The following is a 19,371-nucleotide window of genomic DNA, read 5'->3' as shown; positions in this document are numbered from 1 at the left end:
TACCTTAATCATCGCCAGTAACCAATCACCTTCCTCCGGGAGGACAATGCTTTTTCAAATAATCAGTGTACAATTTTTTCAAATGGGCATTCGTTCCCTCCCCCTCAGAAATGGAATGTGATCGGTTGGGATAAGGCATAAATTGGAAAATTTTGCCATGTTTGATGAGTTCATTCACCAGCATATCCGCATTGGCATAATGCACATTGTCATCGGCAGTGCCATGGATATAAAGGAGATTTCCTTCCAAATTCTTCGCATGTGTGATCGGGGAGCCTGCCACAAAATCCTCCAAGTTCTCCTCTGGCAAACCCATGTAGCGCTCCTGATAGATATTATCATAAGTCAACTGATTGGCTACAGCAGCAATGGAAATGCCTGTTTTATAAATTTCAGGATACTGAAATAGCAGATTCAAAGTAGCCGAGCCCCCACCAGACCAACCCCAAACAGCCACGCGCTCTGGGTCCACGTAATCCCATGCTAAGATTTGCTTTGCCGCTGCTGCTTGATCAGCAATATTTAAGCGACCAATTTTCCGATAGATACTTTTTCGCCAAGCTCTTCCCTTTGGAGCGGGAGTTCCCCGATTATCAATCGAAATATAGAGGTAGCCATCCCTTGCCATGTCACCATTATAAAGTCTGTTTCGCCCCACTCCATAGGTGTCTTTGACATTGGCACCCCAGGGTTCAGTGTACACGTAGAAGACTACCGGATATTTTTTTGTTAGATCAAAATCAATCGGTTTGACCATCCAACCGTCCATTTCTGTCCCATCACCGGTTTTTATTTTAAAAAACTCCACCTTCTTTTCCTCCTGGTTTTTCGAAACATGAGCTGCAATACTCTGGCCCTCGTCTAAAGGTTTATGATTAGGAAGGCTGATCCATTCTGCCAACGGGCGAGTATGGGAGTTTTGAAATTGATGAAAAGCATACTTTCCACTTGGGGAAACCAGATAAGTATGGGTGCCTTCCAAAGCATCCGGCGTGATTTTTTCGGCTTTCCCCTTCCCGTCCAATCGCGCAGCATACAGGTATTTCTGTGTGGCATTTTCAGGAGAAGCATGAAAATAAATCCGATTGTTCTGCTCATCCACATGAAGTAAATTGATCACATCGTAAGTTCCTGGAGTGATCAGAGTTTCTTCCCCATCCAAGCCAATTCGATACAGTTGCCTCCAGCCTCCTTTTTCACTAAACCATAAAAATTCCTTTCGATTATTAATCCATTGGAATTCATGTCTGAAAGTTAACGCATACACATTTTCCCAGCTTGAAAGTACATCAATCCAGGCCTCATCCTCTTCCTCAAAAATGACTGTTGCTTCATTTTTTAAAATAGCTACAGCAAAAATTTTGGACTGATTTTGCTTGCGATTGAGCTGCTGTAGCAAAAGTAAATCCGGGGAATTCCATTCCATTCGAGGCAAATAATGCTGGGCAGGATCTCCTGGAATATTCAGCCAAGTAAGGTCTTGATTTTCCAATTCAATTACTCCTATTTTTGCAGGAGAAGGAGATTCTCCAACTTTAGGATATTCTACCGGAATGATTTGAGAATAGACCGAATCGGTATTATTGACCATGTAAAAATCCCGAATCTGATTGGCATCAAGCTGCCAAAAGGCAATCCGTTTTCCATCCGGACTCCATTGAAATCCATCCCTTGAGGCAAACTCCTCCTCATAGGCCCAATCGAAGGTTCCGTTGATTAATTTCCGGTTACCGTCAAAGGTCAATTGAGTAATTTTACCCATTGCTAAATCTTCCACATAAAGATTGAACTCGCTGACAAAGGCGACTTTCCTTGCATCAGGAGAAAATTTTGCAAAACGCAAGGAAGCTGCTGGGAGTCCTTTACCCACTTGCTGTAGGTTTTTACTTTCCAAATCCAATACCCAATAATCACCTTGAGTATCAAGTCTCCAAACTCGTTTGGTATGGGTATAAATCAGAAGCTTCTTACCGTCTTCGGAAAAAGTAAAATCCCGAATATTCAGCGTTTGATTGGCTTCAGTTTTTAGGTCTGCAGCACTCACCACCAGCTGAGAATCTTGATCAGGTAGTTCTATTCGAACAATTTGATTGGATTGAATTTGAAAATACTTGTCTTGGGAACTATGCCATTTAATGGACTGGGCCTGTGCAGCTCCTAAAAAAGCGAAGATTAATAGGAATAGGGAGAGCAGGAATTTGGTTAGGACATTTTGCATAGGGGTAAGATAGCTGAAAATGTTTTTGGTTAAAATTTAATTCCTGTGGAATTCCATTTTTCAAGCCCTTCCTAAGAATTTTCTTAATTTCAAAAAATAAATCCTTGTCCTATGTCAAAAACAAATCTTCTTTCTAGAATCGGTCAATCAGCTTCCCAAAATCCCATGAGAGTAGACTTGGAGTTGTTTTACGAAGCTGAAAAAGATCAATTTCACCCCACCAATAATCCAGAAGGAAAAATCGCCATGAATATCGCCGAGAACCACATGGCCTGGGATATGCTTCGTGAACGGATCCAACGCGTCACCCGAGAAAATGATATCCCGGAGTGGGTTGCGAGCTATACCGATCCGGCTGGGGCTCCAAGTTTTCGAGAAGCTACCGCTGCATTTTTATCCAAATTTTTGACTAAATCCCCTTTGCCAGCCGAATCGCTTGCTTTCTCCGGGGGGGCCACTTCGGTGATCGAAATGACCGCCTTTTTACTCGGAAATCCCGGAGATACGGCTGTTATTCCTGCCCCAGCCTATCCTGTTTACTCCGGGGACCTGGGCGCCTTACCCGGTCTGAAGCGCTATGATTTGCAAACTGACCAATCCTGGAGTGAGCTCAATTCAGGTGTTTCCATTTCTCCGGAACTGCTTCAAAAAGCAAAAGATGAAATCGAGGCGAGTGGAAGTACTTTTCGTATGCTGATTCTTACCAGCCCAGACAATCCTACCGGAATGATTTACGATCAATCTCAACTGGAAACGCTTGCAGATTGGTGTGAGCAACATGAAGTTCATCTTATCGTCAATGAAATTTATGGACTTTCGCAAATTGACATTTCCCATCCTGAACTCCAGCAGGATCACCCTCAGCCCCTCAGATTCACATCTTTTGGTAAACTGATGGCTAAGCGAAATAGTCCTTGGCTTCATCTCTGGTATTCTTTTTCCAAGGATTTGGGAATTTCTGGTTTTCGCATTGGACTTCTTCACTCCTATCACCAAGAGTTAATCACCGGCTACCGAAACGTAGGGCTCGGACATTCCATTTCCAACTATACTCAGTGGGTTATGCAGGAAGTACTCAAAGATGTTGCCTTTATGGAGTACTTTATCCAATTAAGCCAAGAACGGCTAACCGAGTCCTATCTTATCGTAGTGAAGTCCCTTCGAAAAAATAATATTCCCTATCAAGCCTCTTACGGGAGTCTTTTTGTATGGATGGACCTGTTCCAATTTTTAAAGGATCAGTCTGAAACATCAGAACAGGAGCTTTGGCTAAAAATATATCAAGAAACAGGAATATTACTGACTCCAGCTCATGGGTTTGGACACCAAAAAAAGGGACTCTTCCGCATGGTCATCACAGGAGTTGATGAGCTGACCTTGAAGGAGGCCATGAAAAGATTGACGCAGTTCTTTGAAAGCCCTTCCTACTAGTATCATGAGCTCAGATTCACCATTTCACCATCTTTTTGAGTTTTTCAATCAAATCCATCCCTTAAATTCAGATTCCAAAAAGGCGATCGAATCCATTAGCTCGATCGTCACCATTGCAAAAAATCAAGATCTCCAACCCATTGGTGCCACCTGTAAAACCATTTATTTTGTCAAAAAAGGACTGGCCAGAATCTACTATTACAAAGATGGAATTGACGTCACCGAGTATTTTGCTTTTGAAAATGATCTCATTATCCGTGCTGAGAGTCTTTTCACGGGCAAGCCCAGCCAAAAGGCCATTCAGGCGGTAGAGCAAACTGAATTTGTAGGAATTTCCTCCGACTTGCTTTTTGGTCTTTTTGATACTTTACCCGATCTGGAACGGCTATTTCGCAAAATTACCGAATTGGCTTATGTAAATACTTTAAATCGAATCGAAAGCATACAATTTCACCCTGCCGAGGAACGCTATCATAGGCTATTGGAAGAAAACCCCGAGTTTATCCAACGCATTCCATTGAAACACATCGCTTCCTATTTAGGAATTACCCAGGTGAGTTTGAGTCGCATCCGGGGTCAGAAAAATTAATTTCTCCAACCCAAATCCAACCTTTTTTAACATTTGTAAAAGGATAAACTTTTTGCGAAACGGACCTTTGTAAAAAAAGAACACCTTACATGTCCTCTGCAAAACTAGGCCTTCGTGAAAACCTTAACCAGTTCATCTTACTGATCATCGTCAATGCTTTCGTTGGAGCAATGGTTGGTCTGGAGCGGTCTATTTTTCCTGAATTTGCCAGGGAAATCTTTGGAATTACCTCCTCTGCAGCGGTCTTATCTTTCATTACGGCTTTTGGCATCAGTAAGGCTATCAGTAATTATTTCACCGGCAAACTGGCCAATCAATGGGGAAGAAAAAACCTTTTGATTATGGGATGGATCATTGCGCTGCCCATTCCTTTACTATTGCTGTATACTCAGTCTTGGAACCTGGTCATTTTTGCCAATGTCCTGCTTGGAATCAGTCAAGGTTTGACCTGGAGTAGTACTGTAGTGATGAAAATTGACCTTGTGGGAGAGAAAAATCGGGGATTGGCAATGGGATTGAATGAGTTTGCGGGATATTTGTCGGTAGGATTAATCGCATTTTTCACGGCCTACCTAGCCAGTCATTACGGTCTCCGACCTTATCCTTTTTTGTTGGGATTGGGAATCGCAATTATCGGTTTGATCCTTTCCATCTTTTGGGTCAAGGACACACGTAAATTTGTCCAAAAAGAACGAGAAAACACCAAACAGCCCGAATTAAAGGGGGTTTTTATGCAGACCACGTTTTTCAACAAAACCTTAAGTTCCATCACTCAAGCCGGGTTGATCAATAACCTCAACGACGGGATGATTTGGGGATTACTGCCCATACTTTTGATGAGTAAAGAAATTAATCTGGAAATGGTCGGTATCATCACTGCAATTTACCCTGCTGTATGGGGTTTTGGCCAATTATTCACCGGGAAAATGGCCGATCTCTATTCCAAAAAAAATCTGCTATTCATTGGAATGTTGGCGCAGGGACTCGCGATTTTATTGATTCCTTCTCAAGGAAGTAACTTCGGATTTATTGCAATCTCAGTTGTACTTGGTCTTGGCACTGCACTAGTTTACCCCACTTTTATGGCGGCCATTGCCGATGCGACCAGTCCTGTACAGCGAGCCGAAAGTATCGGCACCTTTCGACTTTGGAGAGATTTGGGCTATGCAATAGGGGCAATACTTTCCGGTGTAGTTGCGGATTCCTTAGGGATTAATTGGGCCATAGCGCTTATCGGGGTATTGACTGTGCTTTCAGCAGTCCTTATTCAGTTCCGAATGCCAAAAAACTTAAAATCAGAGAATTAAGCTGATTTGAAACAATTGAATTTCCCCTTGTTTTGATTGAGTAAAACATCTTCTATCTTTACATCGATAATTTAATATACCATCGACCATGAAAAAACTAAAATCAATCTTTATGATGCTTGCTTTGGCTAGCTTCATTTTAGGAACAGGCCTTTCTTCTTGCGGAGGCAAAAAAGCGGATTCTACCGAAGAAGCAACAGAGGCTCCAGCAGAAGAATCTTCTGAGCACCCTAAAGAAGCAGGAGAACATCCCACTGAAGGAGACAGCAGCGAACATCCAACAGAAGGTGGAGAGCATCCAAGCAACTAATTAAAAATTAAAGGCCGCAAAATTAAATTTGCGGCCTTTGTTTTATTCGGTAAACACATTTCAGAATTGGAAAATCACCCAACTTTAACTATTCGCTTTTCTCATAAATGAAAACCTGGAATTTACTTTTACCTCTTCCCCATCGATCTCCAAATACGGATACGCAATAAAATTAATCGGTCCTGAAGCAGGCCCGGGGCTGACTTGAAGGTCCCTTCCCCTACTTAACTCTATCCGATTGGCAGGATGCCGTCCAAAATAATACGTGGCTAAAGCTGTGTATTTATTCGCCTCGGAAATATCTACCGGCCACCATTTCCCATCGGCATAAAACTCCGCCCAGCAATGATATCCATCAATTCCTCCTTCGTTTCGGTCAGAAGGAATGGAAGCCCCAATGGAAAATTTGGCAGGAATCCCGACCGAACGAGCCAGGGAAATAAAGAAGCTGTGAAATTCAGTACAATTTCCTGTCTTCGAATCACAAGCATAGTTGGAATCTCCTTTCCCAAAATCCCCAAATTTCATGTAACGCATATTATCGATAATGTAATCGTATAGTGCGCGTGCCTGGACCAAATGACTGTCGTTGATTTTTTCGCCCAAAGCCTCCTTGGCGATCTCCTCAAATCGTCCTCCTTTGGGCATCAAAATATTGGAAGCCAAATACACATCAGGGTCGGGAGCGCTCGCTTCGTAAGGTCCTTTTTCCTTTCGTTTGACCGAATAGACGATTTCAAGTTCTTTACCACTATCCTCCGGTCCTAATTCCATAAATAATAACTTATTATCGAAAACCTGGTCTTTTAGATTTTGCTGTTTGCCGGGAACAGTAATGGATTCAATTTTAACTTCCTGAAAATCATCCGTCTCAGCCAGAGGCACCCACATTTTAGCCGGACCATCTAATGGAGGAACTGAGGCAGTATAGTAAAATTCAAAGGAATCTTCCCCTTCAATCACTCCCAAAAGTGTATTATTTGATTCTTCTAATGCCACGCGATACCAGGTTTTATCTTCTTTATTTTGCTTCCAACTGTAAAAAGGTTTTCCATTCAATTTGTGAACCGAGGTGCGGGTAACGTCCATAGCTCCCGGAGTTCCTTCCATGAAAAAATCCACATCATAAACATCGCCGCTTTCATCCACCAAATCCACACAGGCAAAATGTGACTGAGGTCCCAAGTTAGAAAGGTATTCGGTGTGCACGCGGACCAACTTCATGCGAAGGTCATGATTCTCGTCTTTGACCGGAAATACTCCTTCATTCTCTGCGGTTTTTTCCGCAATAAACTGCTTGATTCCCTCCTCGATCTCCGCAATAGAAACGCGCTCCTGACTTTTCGTTTCTTTTGATTCGGTAATTTGATTTTCTTTCTCAGATGGTGTTTGGCAGGAAATCATTCCAAAAACAACACCTAAAAACCAGTATTTTAATTTTATCATAGAAACTCTTAATTCATTTGGCTAAGGTAACATTTTGAATCATTTCTTTTTACAAACTCCCAAAAGCCATGTCGTGATTTGAAGCTATCGAAAAGAAAGGGACAATGACTGGACTTGAGATTGTCCATTTTTCACCAATTCTGTTATAAAACTGAACAGTAGGTGGAATTAAATTTCTAACAAATAATTAATTTTCAAACACTTAACTCAACTGGTACACATCTTGACCTAAGTTCAGCATGCTTACATTTCTTCTTTGGCTGATTCTGCTCATACTTTGCTGGCCAATTGCCATCCTAGCGATTATTCTTTATCCATTTATTTGGTTATTGCTGTTGCCTTTCCGGCTTTTGGGTTTTGCAGTAGAATTATCCTTTGATTTGATTCGAAACATCCTGCTTTTTCCGTTCCGAATGTTATCACCCAAGTAAAAGCAAAAGTTTTCGGCTTGAGCTTTTCCTTTATTCGATTTCGCCTCTACGTCTTTCGATTTCTTCCACTTTTTCTTTGCTTACCCCCCAGACTTTCCCAGCTCTTGCATCATCCATAAATCGGTTGATGTAATCCTGACTGAGCTCAGAACTATCGTTGTATTTCACTCTCAGCTCCGCTAACCGACGATGTAAATCCTTCCGAACTTCTGAATAAGCCGGATCGTCATACACATTTTTGAGCTCCATTGGATCCTTTATCCGATCGATTAGCTCCCAACTATCCTCCACATAATAGTAATGAATCAGTTTGTATTCTTTAGTCACGATAGCATAGTGACGATTAACCATGTGCTCAGCGGGGTATTCATAATAATGGTAATACACCGCATCCCGATCCCATTTTTCAACCGCTCCAGTGAGCAATGGCATAAAGCTTTCCCCTTGCATGTCTGAAGGTTGATCAATTCCCGCCGCATCCAAAAAAGTCTGGGCGAAGTCTAAATTCTGAACCAACTCATTCGAAGTGCTCCCTGCTTCTACTTTTCCTGGCCAAGCCACCAAAAGTGGTGTTTTAAAGCTTTCGTCATAAACGAATCGCTTATCGTACCATCCATGCTCTCCCAAATAAAATCCCTGATCCGAAGTGTACACAATAAGGGTGTTTTCCATTAGGCCATTTTCTTCCAAATAATCTAGGACCCGTCCGATATTTTCATCCACTGACTGAATAGTTCCTAAATAATCCTGCATGTAGCGCTGATATTTCCAGCGCATGATATCTTTCTCGGATAGGGTTGGAAAGGCTTTTTTGAACTCTTCATTGACTTTGCCATATGCCTTCATAAAGTTTTCTCGCTGAGAATCGTTAAGTCGGCTTACCTGATAATCAAAGCGGATTTTATCATAACCAATTTCCTGGAGGCCCAGCTCATCCATGGTTTCGGGGAAAAGTTTGTTATCTCCCGCCCAAGCCATGTGCTCAAAAATATTCATCTCTGCCTCCTCTGCTGCAAAAGTCCGTCCGCTATAGTCATCAAAAAGCGTGGCCGGTTCTTTGAAAGTTCGGTTAGTAAACTCTTCTAAATGTCGCTCTGCCATCAACCATTCCCGGTGTGGGGCTTTATGTAAATAGAACAACAAAAATGGATCTTCTTCTTTCCGTTCGTTCTGCAACCAATCCAAGGTCATATCAGTAATAATGTCGGTTACATAGCCCTCCACTTGAATTTCACCCTCATTTTTGGTGATAAAATCCGGATTGTAATAGGCTCCTTGACCCGGCAGTATCTTAAATTGATCAAAGCCTTTGGGATTATTTCCAAAGTGCAACTTTCCAAACATGGCCGTCTGATAGCCGGCTTCTTGGAAAAGCTGGGGAAAGGTCACATTGGTCGTATCAAAAGGGAAATGATTATCCACTTTGCCATTGAGATGACTATGCTTTCCGGTCAAGATCGTGGCGCGACTGGGTGCACAAATCGAGTTGGTGACCGAGGCTTGGGTGAAAAGCATTCCCATTTTTGCAATTCGGTCAATATTGGGCGTCTCGATCAGGGAATTATCATAAGCCGAAATCGCCTGGTAAGCATGGTCATCGGACATGATAAAAATGATGTTGGGTCGTTTAAAGGTTTTCTCATCCTGAGGCTGACAGGAAAACAGAACTCCAATTGCGACACACCAGAGGGGAATGGAAAGGATATTCTTCATACGTTCTTATTGGGGGTTAAATCTGGAAGAAAATCGAATCAATTTGATTTTTTTCGATCCTCCAAAATTTGCTTTGTCACCTCTTTATTGGCCGCACCAAACCGCTGCGTTTCTTCGAGCCGGTCCAAATAGTCATCCAAATACTGTTGGGAAAGCTCCTCACTATCCCCGTATTTCTTGCGTAAACCATCCAGCTTTTCGTGCAATTCCTCCCTGACTGCGGCATAAGCAGGATCTTCATATACATTTTTGAGCTCCATGGGATCATTGATTCGGTCGATCAGTTCCCATTCATCGGTATCAAAATAATAATGGGTGAGTTTGAACTCCTCGGTAACCACAGCATAATGACGTTTGACCATGTGAACAGAAGGATATTCATAATAGTGGTAGTACACCGCATCCCGAGTCCATTTTTCAGTATTCCCCGTGAGCAATGGAACCAAACTTTCGCCTTGCATGGATTCTGGGGCAGGAATTCCAGCAGCATCCAAAAAGGTCTGGGCAAAATCCAGATTCTGAACCATCTCGGTAGATGTTGATCCAGGTTTCACTTTTCCCGGCCACGCCACCAAAAGCGGGGTTTTGAACGACTCATCATAAACAAATCGCTTGTCAAACCAACCGTGCTCCCCCAAGTAAAACCCCTGATCAGAAGTGTATACAATGATGGTATTTTCCATCAGGTTATTTTCTTGCAAATAGTCTAAAACTCTACCCACGTTTTCATCTACTGCCTGAATCGTCCCTAAATAATCCTGCATGTAGCGCTGATAGCGCCATCTCATCAAATCTTCTTCCGACATATTGGCATAGTTTGCTTTGAACTCTTCGTTCATCGGACCATAGACTGCATCCCAATGGGCTCGCTGTGACTCATTGAGTCGACCCACTTCGCGCTGAAAAGCTCCTTTATCCCATCCCGAAGCATCGGGAATTCCCAACTCATCCATGACTTCGGGATAAATTTTTGAATCCCCAGCCCAGTTCATGTGCTTGAGCAGGTTCATTTCAGCTTCCTTTGCTGCCCTTCCCCGACCGGAATAATCATCAAAAAGTGTGGGCGGTTCCACAAAAGTCCTACTGGTAAAGTCTGCCAGATGTCGCTCAGCCGGAAGCCACTCGCGATGGGGAGCTTTATGCAAGTAAAAAAGTAAAAATGGGTCTTCTTCTCTCCGCTCATGCTGCAGCCAATCCAAGGTCATGTCGGTAATAATATCGGTCACGTAACCCTCTACTTGAATAGTCCCCTCACTTTTGGTGATAAAATCGGGATTGTAATAAGCTCCTTGACCAGGCAAAATCTTGAATTGATCAAATCCTTTGGGGTTATTTCCAAAGTGCAACTTGCCAAACATGGCCGTCTGATAGCCTGCTTCCTGAAAAAGTTGAGGAAAAGTCACATTGGTCGTATCAAAGGGAAAATCATTGTCAATTTTACCATTGAGATGACTATGCAAACCTGTCAAAATCGTAGCCCGACTCGGTGCGCAGATGGAATTGGTCACTGTGGCATTGGTGAAAAGCATGCCCATTTTTGCAATCCGATCAATATTCGGAGTTTTGATCAGGTGATCACTGTAGGCCGAAATAGCTTGGTAGGCATGATCATCGGACATGATAAAGACGATGTTTGGGCGATCAGAAAATTGAGAGGAGGAGTTTTTACAACTGAATACCAATCCGGCGATCAAGAAAAAAAGGCAATTCAATAGAAATTTTTTCATGGAATTAAAAGGCTGGGTTTGAAGCAAAGCTCAAAATACAAAGACTACGTTCAATTTAAAAGCCTTTGAGAATTTGCAGCAATTCCTCCTTCCTTCGAGAGGCTACCTCCACCTCCGTTCCATCGTTCAGTGTCAAAAACCCTCCCTTCCCTTTGGTGTAGTATCGGACTTCTTTTAAATTAACCAAATGACTATTATGAACCCGAAAAAAACCGTGGGATCCCAACTGATTTTCATATTCCTTCAGAGTTTTGGAGCTGGTGATTTTTCTTCCATCTTGCAGAAAAAAATGAGTGTAATTGACATCGGCCTGACATCGCAGAATCGAATCTATTGGAACAAACTCTAATCCCAATGTTGTCGGTAAGGCAATTTTTTGAAGATTTTTTAGGGGAATAAGCGATTTAAAAACCCCTTCTAACTCAGTTTTACTCACTCCATTGCTTCTTTTGATCTCAACCCGCTTGAGGGCTTGGCTTAATTCATCTGCATCGACAGGTTTGAGCAGGTAATCTAGCGCATTTGCTTTAATTGCTTGAAGCGCATACTCTTGATACCCGGTAATGAAGATCATTTGAAATTCCCTTTCTGGAATTCCAGCTAGTAATTCAAAAGCAGTTGTTCCCCCAAGTTCTACATCCCAAAAAACCAAATCTGGAGAATTTTCTCGGAAAAAACCTTCAACATCTTCCGCATTTTTGATTACCCCAATCCGCTCAAACAAATCCTGATGATCTCTGTCCATCAGCAATTTTAATCGCTCCGCGCTTTGAGGCTCGTCTTCTACAATGGCGTATCGAATCATAAATTCACTAGATTTTTTGGTAAATTAAATTGCAGTCTTACCCAGAACCCTTCAGAGTCAACATCAAAATCAAAAACAGGATTTTCGGTTTCTTTCGTATTTTGGAAATTTAACAAACGCTTTTCAACCAGTTTCATTCCCAAAGACCGATGGTCAGCACCAAGTTCAATTGTAGGAACCTGTCCTTTTCCATTATCTCTCAAACTGAGCTGGACGCCACTTTCCTTGCGCTCAAAAATAAATTTGATCTGGCCATTTTCTTCCGTTTTGGCGATAGCATGCCAAATGCTGTTTTCCACCAAAGGTTGTAAAAGTAAGGGAGGGACTTTAATCTTATTCAAATCCAGCCGATCGGGATTTTGGACTAGTAACTCGATGGTTTTGCCAAGCCTTAAAGCCTCTATTTGAATGTAATCCCTCAGAAATCGAATTTCCTCTTCCATCGATATCTCCCTCAACTCACTGTAATCTAAAATTTTCCGTATCATTCGGGCAAACTTTGTCAAATACCGATCTGCTTCCTCCGGTTCATTTTTCAGTAAAAAATGACTGATCGAGCTCAGTGCATTAAAAATAAAATGTGGGTTCATTTGTGCCTTGAGTGCTTTGAGTTCCAATTCTGAAATTTCCGCCTGATAGCGTTGTTGCAATAGTTTCCTTCGCTGATTTGTTTGATACTTTAACAACAAAAATAAACCTGCCCCTACTAACAATACTACCAGCAATCCCATCAAATACAGTCGGGCTTTTAGTTGACTTTCACGGGTTTGAAGATCTAGCAGAATCCGTTCTTTCTCAAATTCAGACTGCATCAATTGTGCTTTTTGATCAAATTCATACCCTAGTTGAAGTCTGAGTATTTGCTTTCGATTTTCATCATTAAAAATACTATCCTTGAAAAGTTGGGCGCGCTCAAAAGCTTCCAAAGCTTTGGAGAAGGCCCTTCTTCCCCGAAAAGTCTCTGACAAAGCAAGCCAGGCATTTTTTTGAACCTCCAGAGAATTACTTTCCTCAGCAAGCTTCAAGGCCTCCAGTTCTAGACGCTGAGCTGAATTCCAATTCGCCCGTTTTTTTTCACTTGCTGCTTTTTCGAGAAGGACCTTTGAAAGGTTTAATCTTTCCCCCACTGAACGATACAATTGAATAGCACTATCGAGAAATAGTGCTGATTTCCCGAACTGATCCATCTGGGTATAAATAGAAGACAAAGTGGCAAAATCGGATGCAATCCTTCGCTGATTTCCGATTTTACGGTTAATTTCCAAGGCTTCCAAAACCAAGTTTTCGGCCAAATTCAACTTGCCTTGAACCTGTTTGATAACTGCCAGATTTCCGAGAGAATTTGCTTGAGCTTGAAGATTTCCATCTTTTTTATATTCCCTGACTGCCACTTGATAGATCGAATCGGCCCGAGCAAAATCTCCTAGATTTTTGTACACTAGCCCCAAATTATTGGAGATATTTCCCCTTTCCCAGAAATCTTCATTTTCGGTTTTTTTCATAGCCTTTAAAAAATATTCCAGCGCATTGGGGTAATCGGCCAAAGCCAAAAAAACAACTCCAGTATTAGTCAGACTATTGATCAGGTTTTTTCGCAAACCCAATTCTTCAAAAATACGGCTTGCCTTTTGGTGATTTTCCAAAGCCCCCCGGTAATCACCTTGATTGTAGAATAGTAAGGCCAAATTATTGGAAGAGGTAGCCTGACCTCTGAGATTTCCGGAATTTAAGTGCGACAGAAAAACCAATTGGTACTCTAAAGCAGCAAGGGAATCTTCACCCAAGTACCAATAATTCACTCCTTTGCTATTATGTGCTGAAGTCTCCAAAGAAGAACTTTCTGCTTTTTGGGCGAATGCTAGAGCCGAATCCGCAAAAGCCAACCCACGATGTGGATCTACGCCTGCAAATTCAAAGGCCAATTCGCTATGCAAAAAAGCACGCAAACTATCAGAAAGTGTAGGCTGGGTTAACTCTTTCAGCAAGGAATCAATCTGATTTTGAGCCTGCAGATTTCCCACCCTAAAAACAAAAAGAAGTAGTGCAAAAAACTTTTTCATGTGCATTAAATCAGCAAATAAATTACAGTATTTTTTACAAAAACCAGTTGAAATAAATCAGCAAATAAGGAAATCAAGACAGAAAATCATTCTGGATTCAGTTTTTAAGAAATACCCCCTAGTTTGACTGAAAATTTAAAACCATGAAATCGAGCATGACATACCCGTCACACACCGGGATGAGTAGATTTGCGAGATTCCATCTGACGGCTAAATAACAAATTACAAACAGATGAAAATAGGCTATCTCACACTCACAATTCTAATTTGCGTTTCTACCTTTTTGACAGGAAATGCTCAAAATTTTGATCAATCTACCCAAGTTCTTTCTGCAGGAGTAGGCATTGGAAGCTCGCTTGGTGGCTTTGATTATAGCAGTCAAATCCCAGCCATAAGTCTGATGTACGAACAAGGTATCGCTCCGGCTGGAGAAATCGGAATTATCAGCTTGGGTGGTTATGTCGGATACAAAAGTTTTTCCTATGAAACCAATTCGAGCATGATCCAATCGAAGTCCAAGTGGAATTACACCATCATTGGAGTGCGGGGAGCCTTGCATTTTACTCAAATACAAAATGAAAAATTGGATATCTATGCCGGATTGATGGCAAGCTATAACCTCCTGAATTATTCTTATGAAGACAATTCAGGTTTTAATACCGGCAGTTCTGGGAATTTTGGTAACACTGCTGGATTGACCATTTTTGGCGGAGCACGTTACTATTTCAACCCCAACTTAGCCGCCTTTGGTGAATTGGGTTATGGAGTAGCATTTCTTAATGTAGGCTTAGCTGTCAAACTCTAAGGCAGATTGTTTCGCAAGAGCGGCATACTGAATTTACCTTCGGTAATCCGCAATTCAGTGTCGCCTCTTCCGTTCGTTACAAAAACCGGCCCGAGTAGATTCCCGCTAAACTCTCCTTTTACCCAGTTTTCAGTAATTTCTGTAAATTGAAATCTAGCATCATCCGTTGCCAAAAGCGTGGGGAAGTCCTCCTGAAAAAGCACAGCATTATAGAGCTCGCCAGCTTCATTGGAGTAAGTCAATTGAATCCGAACCATCGGAATACCTTGAAAAAGAATTGGGTTTTGCATTTCTAGGATTTCATTGGTTTCAAAAAGGGTTTCATTCCGTAAAAAGCCGGAAATAAAATTTTTGCTTCCATCAGTGGGGTTCGCCAAAACCGAAAAATTAGCCAGATAAAAAGGACCATCCGGGTCAAAAGAGAAGCCCATGGGGCTATTTGTCGCTTCGAATTCCTTCAATTCACCATTTACTTTAAAACTAAGAAAGGCTTGATCGGGATTTTGGGGTTCTTCTTCTGTTTCTCTGCATGAAAAAAGGCTAACTATCAAGAGGGATAAAACTATCGGTTTAATTTTCATCATTTTTTATCGGAAAAGTGAAAATGAAACCTTGCTTAATCAAGCATTACTTATTTTCTGTTGGATTTGATTGATTAAATGATCCACAAAGTGGCTTTCACTGTTCCAAAGATCCTTGCCCAAAACATTCCCTCCCCTTTCCCACTCCAATGGTTAGCGTAACCACCGACGACCACTATCATCCCTTATTTGAGCTTTTTAATGCCTTTCAATTCAGATTTTTCTGCTTCATAAATTCGGATCGCATAGCCTCCTCCTGGAGCAGAATATTGCTTCAAAATCGATTCTGAATTCACTTGTACCTTTCTTATTTCATAGGCCTGCGGTTTGGTTTTAAAGTGGGCATCTGAAGCATCCGCATAAATTTCTGCGAGGTAAGTTTTTCCCTCATCCAAAAAATCAAAAGTCACTGCGCCTGTTCGGCCTTCCATTCCATTGACATTTCCTACAAACCACTCTCCGCTTTCTTTTGCTTTTCGCGCAATAGTCAAATAATATCCTGGCTCCGCTTCCAAATACAAGCTTTGATCCCAATCCAAGGCTACATCTTTGATAAACTGAAAGGCATCGGAGAAGCGAAGGTAATTCTCTGGATAATCGGCCGCCATCTGAAGCGGGGAATACAGGGTCACATAAAGCGCCAATTGATTGGCCAAAGTGCTATTGACATGCGATCCGTTGAACACATCCATTTCAAAAATACCCGGGGTATAATCCATTGGACCACCGATCTGCCGAGTGAAAGGCAAAACCGTGACATGATTCGCCTTATTACCCCCAAAAGCCTGATATTCTGTACCTCTTGCAGATTCATTGGCAATAAGGTTTGGCCAAGTTCGAGCTATTCCAGTCGGACGCACTGCTTCGTGTGCATTGACCATGATTTGGTATTCGGCAGCTTTTTCGACCGCATAGTGGTAATGATTCACCAGCCATTGGCTGTAGTGATGCTCACCTCGGAGAAGCATATTTCCGACGTAGCCACTTTTGACGGCAGGATACTCAAAATCATTCATCAACTGATAAGCTTCGTCCAGCTGTCGCTCATAATTGCGGACCGAAGAGGAAGTCTCATGATGCATGATCATTTGAACGTTTTTACTCTTCGCATAATGAGCAATCCCCTCCAAATCAAAATCAGGATAGGGACTGATAAAGTCAAATACCTCATCTTTCGAATTGCCAAACCAGTCTTCCCATCCTTCATTCCAGCCCTCAACCAAGACCCCGTCAAACCCATGCTCGGCAGCAAAATCAATGTATTTTTTCACATTTTCAGTGGTCGCTCCATGCTTTCCATTGGGTTTTAGGTTGGAATAATCCGTTTCTCCCAATTTAACGGCTCGGAGTTCATCGGTATACGCCCAGGTGCTTTGCCCGGTAATCATCTCCCACCAAACTCCCATATTTCATCGGTTTGATCCAGGAAGTATCTTCGATTTTGGATGGCTCATTGAGGTTATAGGTAATTCGAGAAGCCAAAATATCCGTTCCACTTTCCCCAACAATCACCGTTCTCCAAGGAGACTGAGCAGGGGTGTACAAATAACCTTTTACTCCTTGTGCATCCGGGGTCAAATGACTTTGAAAAATCATTTGCTCATCATTTAACTCCAAATGCATGGCAGCATAGTCTATCAGCGCCGCTTCATGAATATTGATGTAAAGCCCCTCTTCTGATTTCATCATCAAAGCTGTTTGTACCGCCGTTTCTAAAATCGGAGTCTGAGAAGCATTCGGTGTAATGGCCGATTCCATCAAGTCCCTAATTTCAGAAAGTTTGGACTCGGTGTAATCATATTCTTGGGTATCGTAATCTCCGGGAATCCAAAAAGCGGTATGATCTCCTGCCATGGCAAACTCTGTCAATTCCTCGGCAATTGCAAAATGGCCCATGGCCTCTTGCATAGGAAATTCGTAGCGAAATCCCAACCCGCTGTCAAAAAGACGAAAACGAATAATCAGCTTTCGTTCTGTGGACACTTGTTCAAGCTTGACCAAAAGCTCGCGGTAATGATTCCGAATTTCACTTTCTTCTCCCCAAACTGGATTCCAGGTTTCATCCTGGGAAGTAGTATCTGTTTCCAAAACCCGAAACCCAATTTGCAAATCCACCGAATCATTTATCAAATCAAAGCCTAGTCTACTCGACTTGATGACAGGTTGATCCTTAAAATCAAGCTGATAGGTTGGAGCTCCACTGGCATCAAGTGAAAAACGCATCGCAAAGTGCCCATTAGGTGATACAATTTCCTGAGCCAAAAGCAATGAAACAGGGCAAAAAAAGAGGTAGGCAACTAGGAAACTGGATAAACGCATGAGTATTACAATTTTAATTGGAGAAAAGCTTTTTTACTGAAACCTTGTAGTCAGCTTTTAAAATTAGTAGATTTTCAGTACAAATTTAGCGTTAAACTATGAACTTCAATTTCTTAATAAGGATAGTTACCCCCCTTATTTTCTTGGTTACTTTGGGATTTTTCTCCTGTGATTCTCAACGAAAGAAACAGCAGGAAAAACCTCCAATTTCTCAAGGTAAAGACTTGCTAAAAAAATATGTTCAAGCACCAGAGCCTACCTTCCGATTTGAATTGGTTCATTCTTCTCCCGGCCAAAAAGCAGATTTCCATGTCCTGAAAATGTTTTCCCAGCATTGGCTGACAGATAGTTTGGTCGACGATACCGAATGGTGGCACTGGGTTTCGCTAATGGTTCCCAAGGAAACCACCTTCCAAACCGGCATGATTTGGATTGGAGGAGGAAGCAAAAACACCCCCATGCCGACCGAACCGAACGCACTAATTCGCCAGGCAGCCCTTCAGACCAACTCTGTGGTTGCTCAAATTCACAATATCCCTTTTCAACCTCTCACTTTTACCGGAGATGAATGGGGTGAGCGCTATGAGGATGCCATCATTGCTTATGGATGGCGCAAATTTCTAGAAGGCGGAGCCAAAGATGAAGAGGCTAAATGGTTGGCGAGGTTCCCCATGACCAAATCCGTCAAACTTGCCATGGATGCCGTCACCGAAGTAGTTAAAGAAAACTACCAGTTGGAACTCAAGCATTTTTTTGTGGGTGGTGCATCTAAGCGCGGGTGGACCACTTGGACCACCGCAGCTACCGATGATCGGGTAATCGCCATTGCTCCTGTAGTCATCGACCTACTCAACCTGGAACCTTCATTTCAACATCATTGGCGAAATTACGGGTTTTGGGCCCCTGCAGTGAATGATTATGTGCGCGAAGGAATCATGGAGTGGATAAATACGCCCGAGTTTGATCGGATGTTGGAGTTAACCGAACCCTACTCCTTTGTAGATGGGTTAGAAATCCCAAAACTCCTAATTAATGCAGCGGGCGACCAGTTTTTCCAACCCGATAGTTGGGAGTTTTATTGGAATGATCTCAAAGGAGAAAAGCACCTACAATATGTCCCCAATTTTGGCCATGACCTCAGCGAATCGGATGCTTTTCCTAATTTACTATCCTTTTATGCTTCAATTTTAAATAATCAAGAACGGCCCAAATATCATTGGGAAATACGCGAAGACAAAATCATTTTGCAAACCCCTAAGAATCAGCTCCCCATCTCAGTCAAGCTTTGGTCTGCTTACAATCAATTTTCTAGGGATTTTCGGGTGGATGAATTTGGGCCCAACTGGGTATCTGAGGAGATCAGCATGCCCGAAGAGGGGAAACTAGAAGTACTCATGAAAACTCCCGATCAAGGATTCCGAGCTTACTTTGTGGAAATGACTTTTGCCGGGAAAACGCCATTAAAAGTGACTTCAGGAATTGAAGTTTTGCCAAGGGATTACCCTTTCGATTCTTTTGAACCCAGCAAACATCTGACAGCTCAGGAAAACAATTAACCTTTGGTACCAAAAAACGGCATTCCCCCAAAAGAATTAATAACTTGTCTGTTAAACATCAAACCCTTTTTAA

The 19,371-nt window shown here is 42.2% G+C and carries 15 protein-coding genes; 6 read left to right on the top strand and 9 right to left on the bottom strand.

From position 1 onward, the window contains the following. Positions 1–25: 25 nt before the first annotated feature. Positions 26–2,218 (bottom strand): DPP IV N-terminal domain-containing protein, encoded by a 2,193-nt coding sequence (locus Q0L00_RS02170; protein ID WP_297335222.1) that lies wholly within the window; start codon positions 2,216–2,218, stop codon positions 26–28. 111 nt (positions 2,219–2,329) lie between these two features. On the opposite strand from Q0L00_RS02170, the gene Q0L00_RS02165 reads away from it, so the two are divergent. From Q0L00_RS02165 to Q0L00_RS02150, 4 genes are all read left to right on the top strand, one after another. Next, a complete protein-coding gene (locus tag Q0L00_RS02165) occupies positions 2,330–3,649 on the top strand; it encodes an aminotransferase class I/II-fold pyridoxal phosphate-dependent enzyme (protein ID WP_297335221.1) in 1,320 nt (439 codons plus the stop codon). A gap of 4 nt (positions 3,650–3,653) precedes the next feature. After that, positions 3,654–4,238, top strand: a complete 585-nt coding sequence (locus Q0L00_RS02160) for a Crp/Fnr family transcriptional regulator (RefSeq protein WP_297335220.1) — start codon at positions 3,654–3,656, stop codon at positions 4,236–4,238. Positions 4,239–4,327: 89 nt separating this feature from the next. Further along, on the top strand, positions 4,328–5,545 hold the full coding sequence (locus Q0L00_RS02155) for an MFS transporter (RefSeq protein ID WP_297335219.1): 1,218 nt from the start codon (positions 4,328–4,330) through the stop codon (positions 5,543–5,545). A gap of 88 nt (positions 5,546–5,633) precedes the next feature. After that, on the top strand, positions 5,634–5,855 hold the full coding sequence (locus tag Q0L00_RS02150; RefSeq protein WP_297335218.1) for a hypothetical protein: 222 nt from the start codon (positions 5,634–5,636) through the stop codon (positions 5,853–5,855). Between the two features lie 84 nt (positions 5,856–5,939). Here Q0L00_RS02150 and Q0L00_RS02145 read toward each other — a convergent pair whose 3' ends face one another. The 5 genes from Q0L00_RS02145 to Q0L00_RS02125 form a co-directional block, all read right to left on the bottom strand. Further along, complete coding sequence (locus tag Q0L00_RS02145) at positions 5,940–7,301, bottom strand: transglutaminase-like domain-containing protein (protein WP_297335217.1); 1,362 nt, start codon at positions 7,299–7,301, stop codon at positions 5,940–5,942. Positions 7,302–7,762: 461 nt separating this feature from the next. Continuing rightward, a complete protein-coding gene (locus Q0L00_RS02140) occupies positions 7,763–9,445 on the bottom strand; it encodes a sulfatase (protein ID WP_297335216.1) in 1,683 nt (560 codons plus the stop codon). 38 nt (positions 9,446–9,483) lie between these two features. Next, positions 9,484–11,172: a sulfatase gene (locus Q0L00_RS02135; RefSeq protein ID WP_297335215.1), complete on the bottom strand. Its 1,689-nt coding sequence runs from the start codon at positions 11,170–11,172 to the stop codon at positions 9,484–9,486. Between the two features lie 55 nt (positions 11,173–11,227). Beyond that, the gene (locus tag Q0L00_RS02130; RefSeq protein ID WP_297335214.1) at positions 11,228–11,977 is read right to left on the bottom strand and encodes a LytTR family DNA-binding domain-containing protein; all 750 of its coding nucleotides are present in this window, start codon (positions 11,975–11,977) and stop codon (positions 11,228–11,230) included. Beyond that, positions 11,974–14,037 (bottom strand): histidine kinase, encoded by a 2,064-nt coding sequence (locus Q0L00_RS02125; RefSeq protein WP_297335213.1) that lies wholly within the window; start codon positions 14,035–14,037, stop codon positions 11,974–11,976. The genes Q0L00_RS02130 and Q0L00_RS02125 overlap by 4 nt, the downstream gene beginning before the upstream one ends. Before the next feature lie 232 nt (positions 14,038–14,269). Here Q0L00_RS02125 and Q0L00_RS02120 point away from each other — a divergent pair, with 232 nt between their 5' ends. Continuing rightward, positions 14,270–14,842 (top strand): hypothetical protein, encoded by a 573-nt coding sequence (locus Q0L00_RS02120; RefSeq protein ID WP_297335212.1) that lies wholly within the window; start codon positions 14,270–14,272, stop codon positions 14,840–14,842. Here Q0L00_RS02120 and Q0L00_RS02115 read toward each other — a convergent pair. From Q0L00_RS02115 to Q0L00_RS19645, 3 genes are all read right to left on the bottom strand, one after another. After that, positions 14,839–15,426, bottom strand: a complete 588-nt coding sequence (locus tag Q0L00_RS02115; RefSeq protein ID WP_297335211.1) for a hypothetical protein — start codon at positions 15,424–15,426, stop codon at positions 14,839–14,841. The two genes, Q0L00_RS02120 and Q0L00_RS02115, sit on opposite strands and share 4 nt — an antisense overlap. 182 nt (positions 15,427–15,608) lie before the next feature. After that, positions 15,609–16,829 (bottom strand): glycoside hydrolase family 97 catalytic domain-containing protein, encoded by a 1,221-nt coding sequence (locus Q0L00_RS19650; protein ID WP_363318493.1) that lies wholly within the window; start codon positions 16,827–16,829, stop codon positions 15,609–15,611. Continuing rightward, positions 16,774–17,742, bottom strand: a complete 969-nt coding sequence (locus Q0L00_RS19645) for a glycoside hydrolase family 97 N-terminal domain-containing protein (protein ID WP_363318492.1) — start codon at positions 17,740–17,742, stop codon at positions 16,774–16,776. Before Q0L00_RS19645 ends, Q0L00_RS19650 begins: the two co-directional genes overlap by 56 nt. Before the next feature lie 98 nt (positions 17,743–17,840). Here Q0L00_RS19645 and Q0L00_RS02105 point away from each other — a divergent pair, with 98 nt between their 5' ends. After that, positions 17,841–19,298, top strand: coding sequence for a PhoPQ-activated protein PqaA family protein (locus tag Q0L00_RS02105; RefSeq protein WP_297335210.1), 1,458 nt, complete (start codon positions 17,841–17,843; stop codon positions 19,296–19,298). Positions 19,299–19,371 lie beyond the last annotated feature (73 nt).

The organism is Algoriphagus sp., assembly GCF_024305035.1.
Lineage (GTDB): Bacteria > Bacteroidota > Bacteroidia > Cytophagales > Cyclobacteriaceae > Algoriphagus.
This window is presented reverse-complemented; position numbering and strand designations above follow the sequence as displayed.

What these genes read in the sequence shown, in the direction of transcription:
- Q0L00_RS02170 (WP_297335222.1), bottom strand. Translation starts at nt 2,218, where the DNA reads ATGCAAAATGTCCTAACCAAATTCCTGCTCTCCCTATTCCTATTAATC.
- Q0L00_RS02165 (WP_297335221.1), top strand. Translation starts at nt 2,330, where the DNA reads ATGTCAAAAACAAATCTTCTTTCTAGAATCGGTCAATCAGCTTCCCAA.
- Q0L00_RS02160 (WP_297335220.1), top strand. Translation starts at nt 3,654, where the DNA reads ATGAGCTCAGATTCACCATTTCACCATCTTTTTGAGTTTTTCAATCAA.
- Q0L00_RS02155 (WP_297335219.1), top strand. Translation starts at nt 4,328, where the DNA reads ATGTCCTCTGCAAAACTAGGCCTTCGTGAAAACCTTAACCAGTTCATC.
- Q0L00_RS02150 (WP_297335218.1), top strand. Translation starts at nt 5,634, where the DNA reads ATGAAAAAACTAAAATCAATCTTTATGATGCTTGCTTTGGCTAGCTTC.
- Q0L00_RS02145 (WP_297335217.1), bottom strand. Translation starts at nt 7,301, where the DNA reads ATGATAAAATTAAAATACTGGTTTTTAGGTGTTGTTTTTGGAATGATT.
- Q0L00_RS02140 (WP_297335216.1), bottom strand. Translation starts at nt 9,445, where the DNA reads ATGAAGAATATCCTTTCCATTCCCCTCTGGTGTGTCGCAATTGGAGTT.
- Q0L00_RS02135 (WP_297335215.1), bottom strand. Translation starts at nt 11,172, where the DNA reads ATGAAAAAATTTCTATTGAATTGCCTTTTTTTCTTGATCGCCGGATTG.
- Q0L00_RS02130 (WP_297335214.1), bottom strand. Translation starts at nt 11,977, where the DNA reads ATGATTCGATACGCCATTGTAGAAGACGAGCCTCAAAGCGCGGAGCGA.
- Q0L00_RS02125 (WP_297335213.1), bottom strand. Translation starts at nt 14,037, where the DNA reads ATGAAAAAGTTTTTTGCACTACTTCTTTTTGTTTTTAGGGTGGGAAAT.
- Q0L00_RS02120 (WP_297335212.1), top strand. Translation starts at nt 14,270, where the DNA reads ATGAAAATAGGCTATCTCACACTCACAATTCTAATTTGCGTTTCTACC.
- Q0L00_RS02115 (WP_297335211.1), bottom strand. Translation starts at nt 15,426, where the DNA reads ATGATGAAAATTAAACCGATAGTTTTATCCCTCTTGATAGTTAGCCTT.
- Q0L00_RS19650 (WP_363318493.1), bottom strand. Translation starts at nt 16,829, where the DNA reads ATGGGAGTTTGGTGGGAGATGATTACCGGGCAAAGCACCTGGGCGTAT.
- Q0L00_RS19645 (WP_363318492.1), bottom strand. Translation starts at nt 17,742, where the DNA reads ATGCGTTTATCCAGTTTCCTAGTTGCCTACCTCTTTTTTTGCCCTGTT.
- Q0L00_RS02105 (WP_297335210.1), top strand. Translation starts at nt 17,841, where the DNA reads ATGAACTTCAATTTCTTAATAAGGATAGTTACCCCCCTTATTTTCTTG.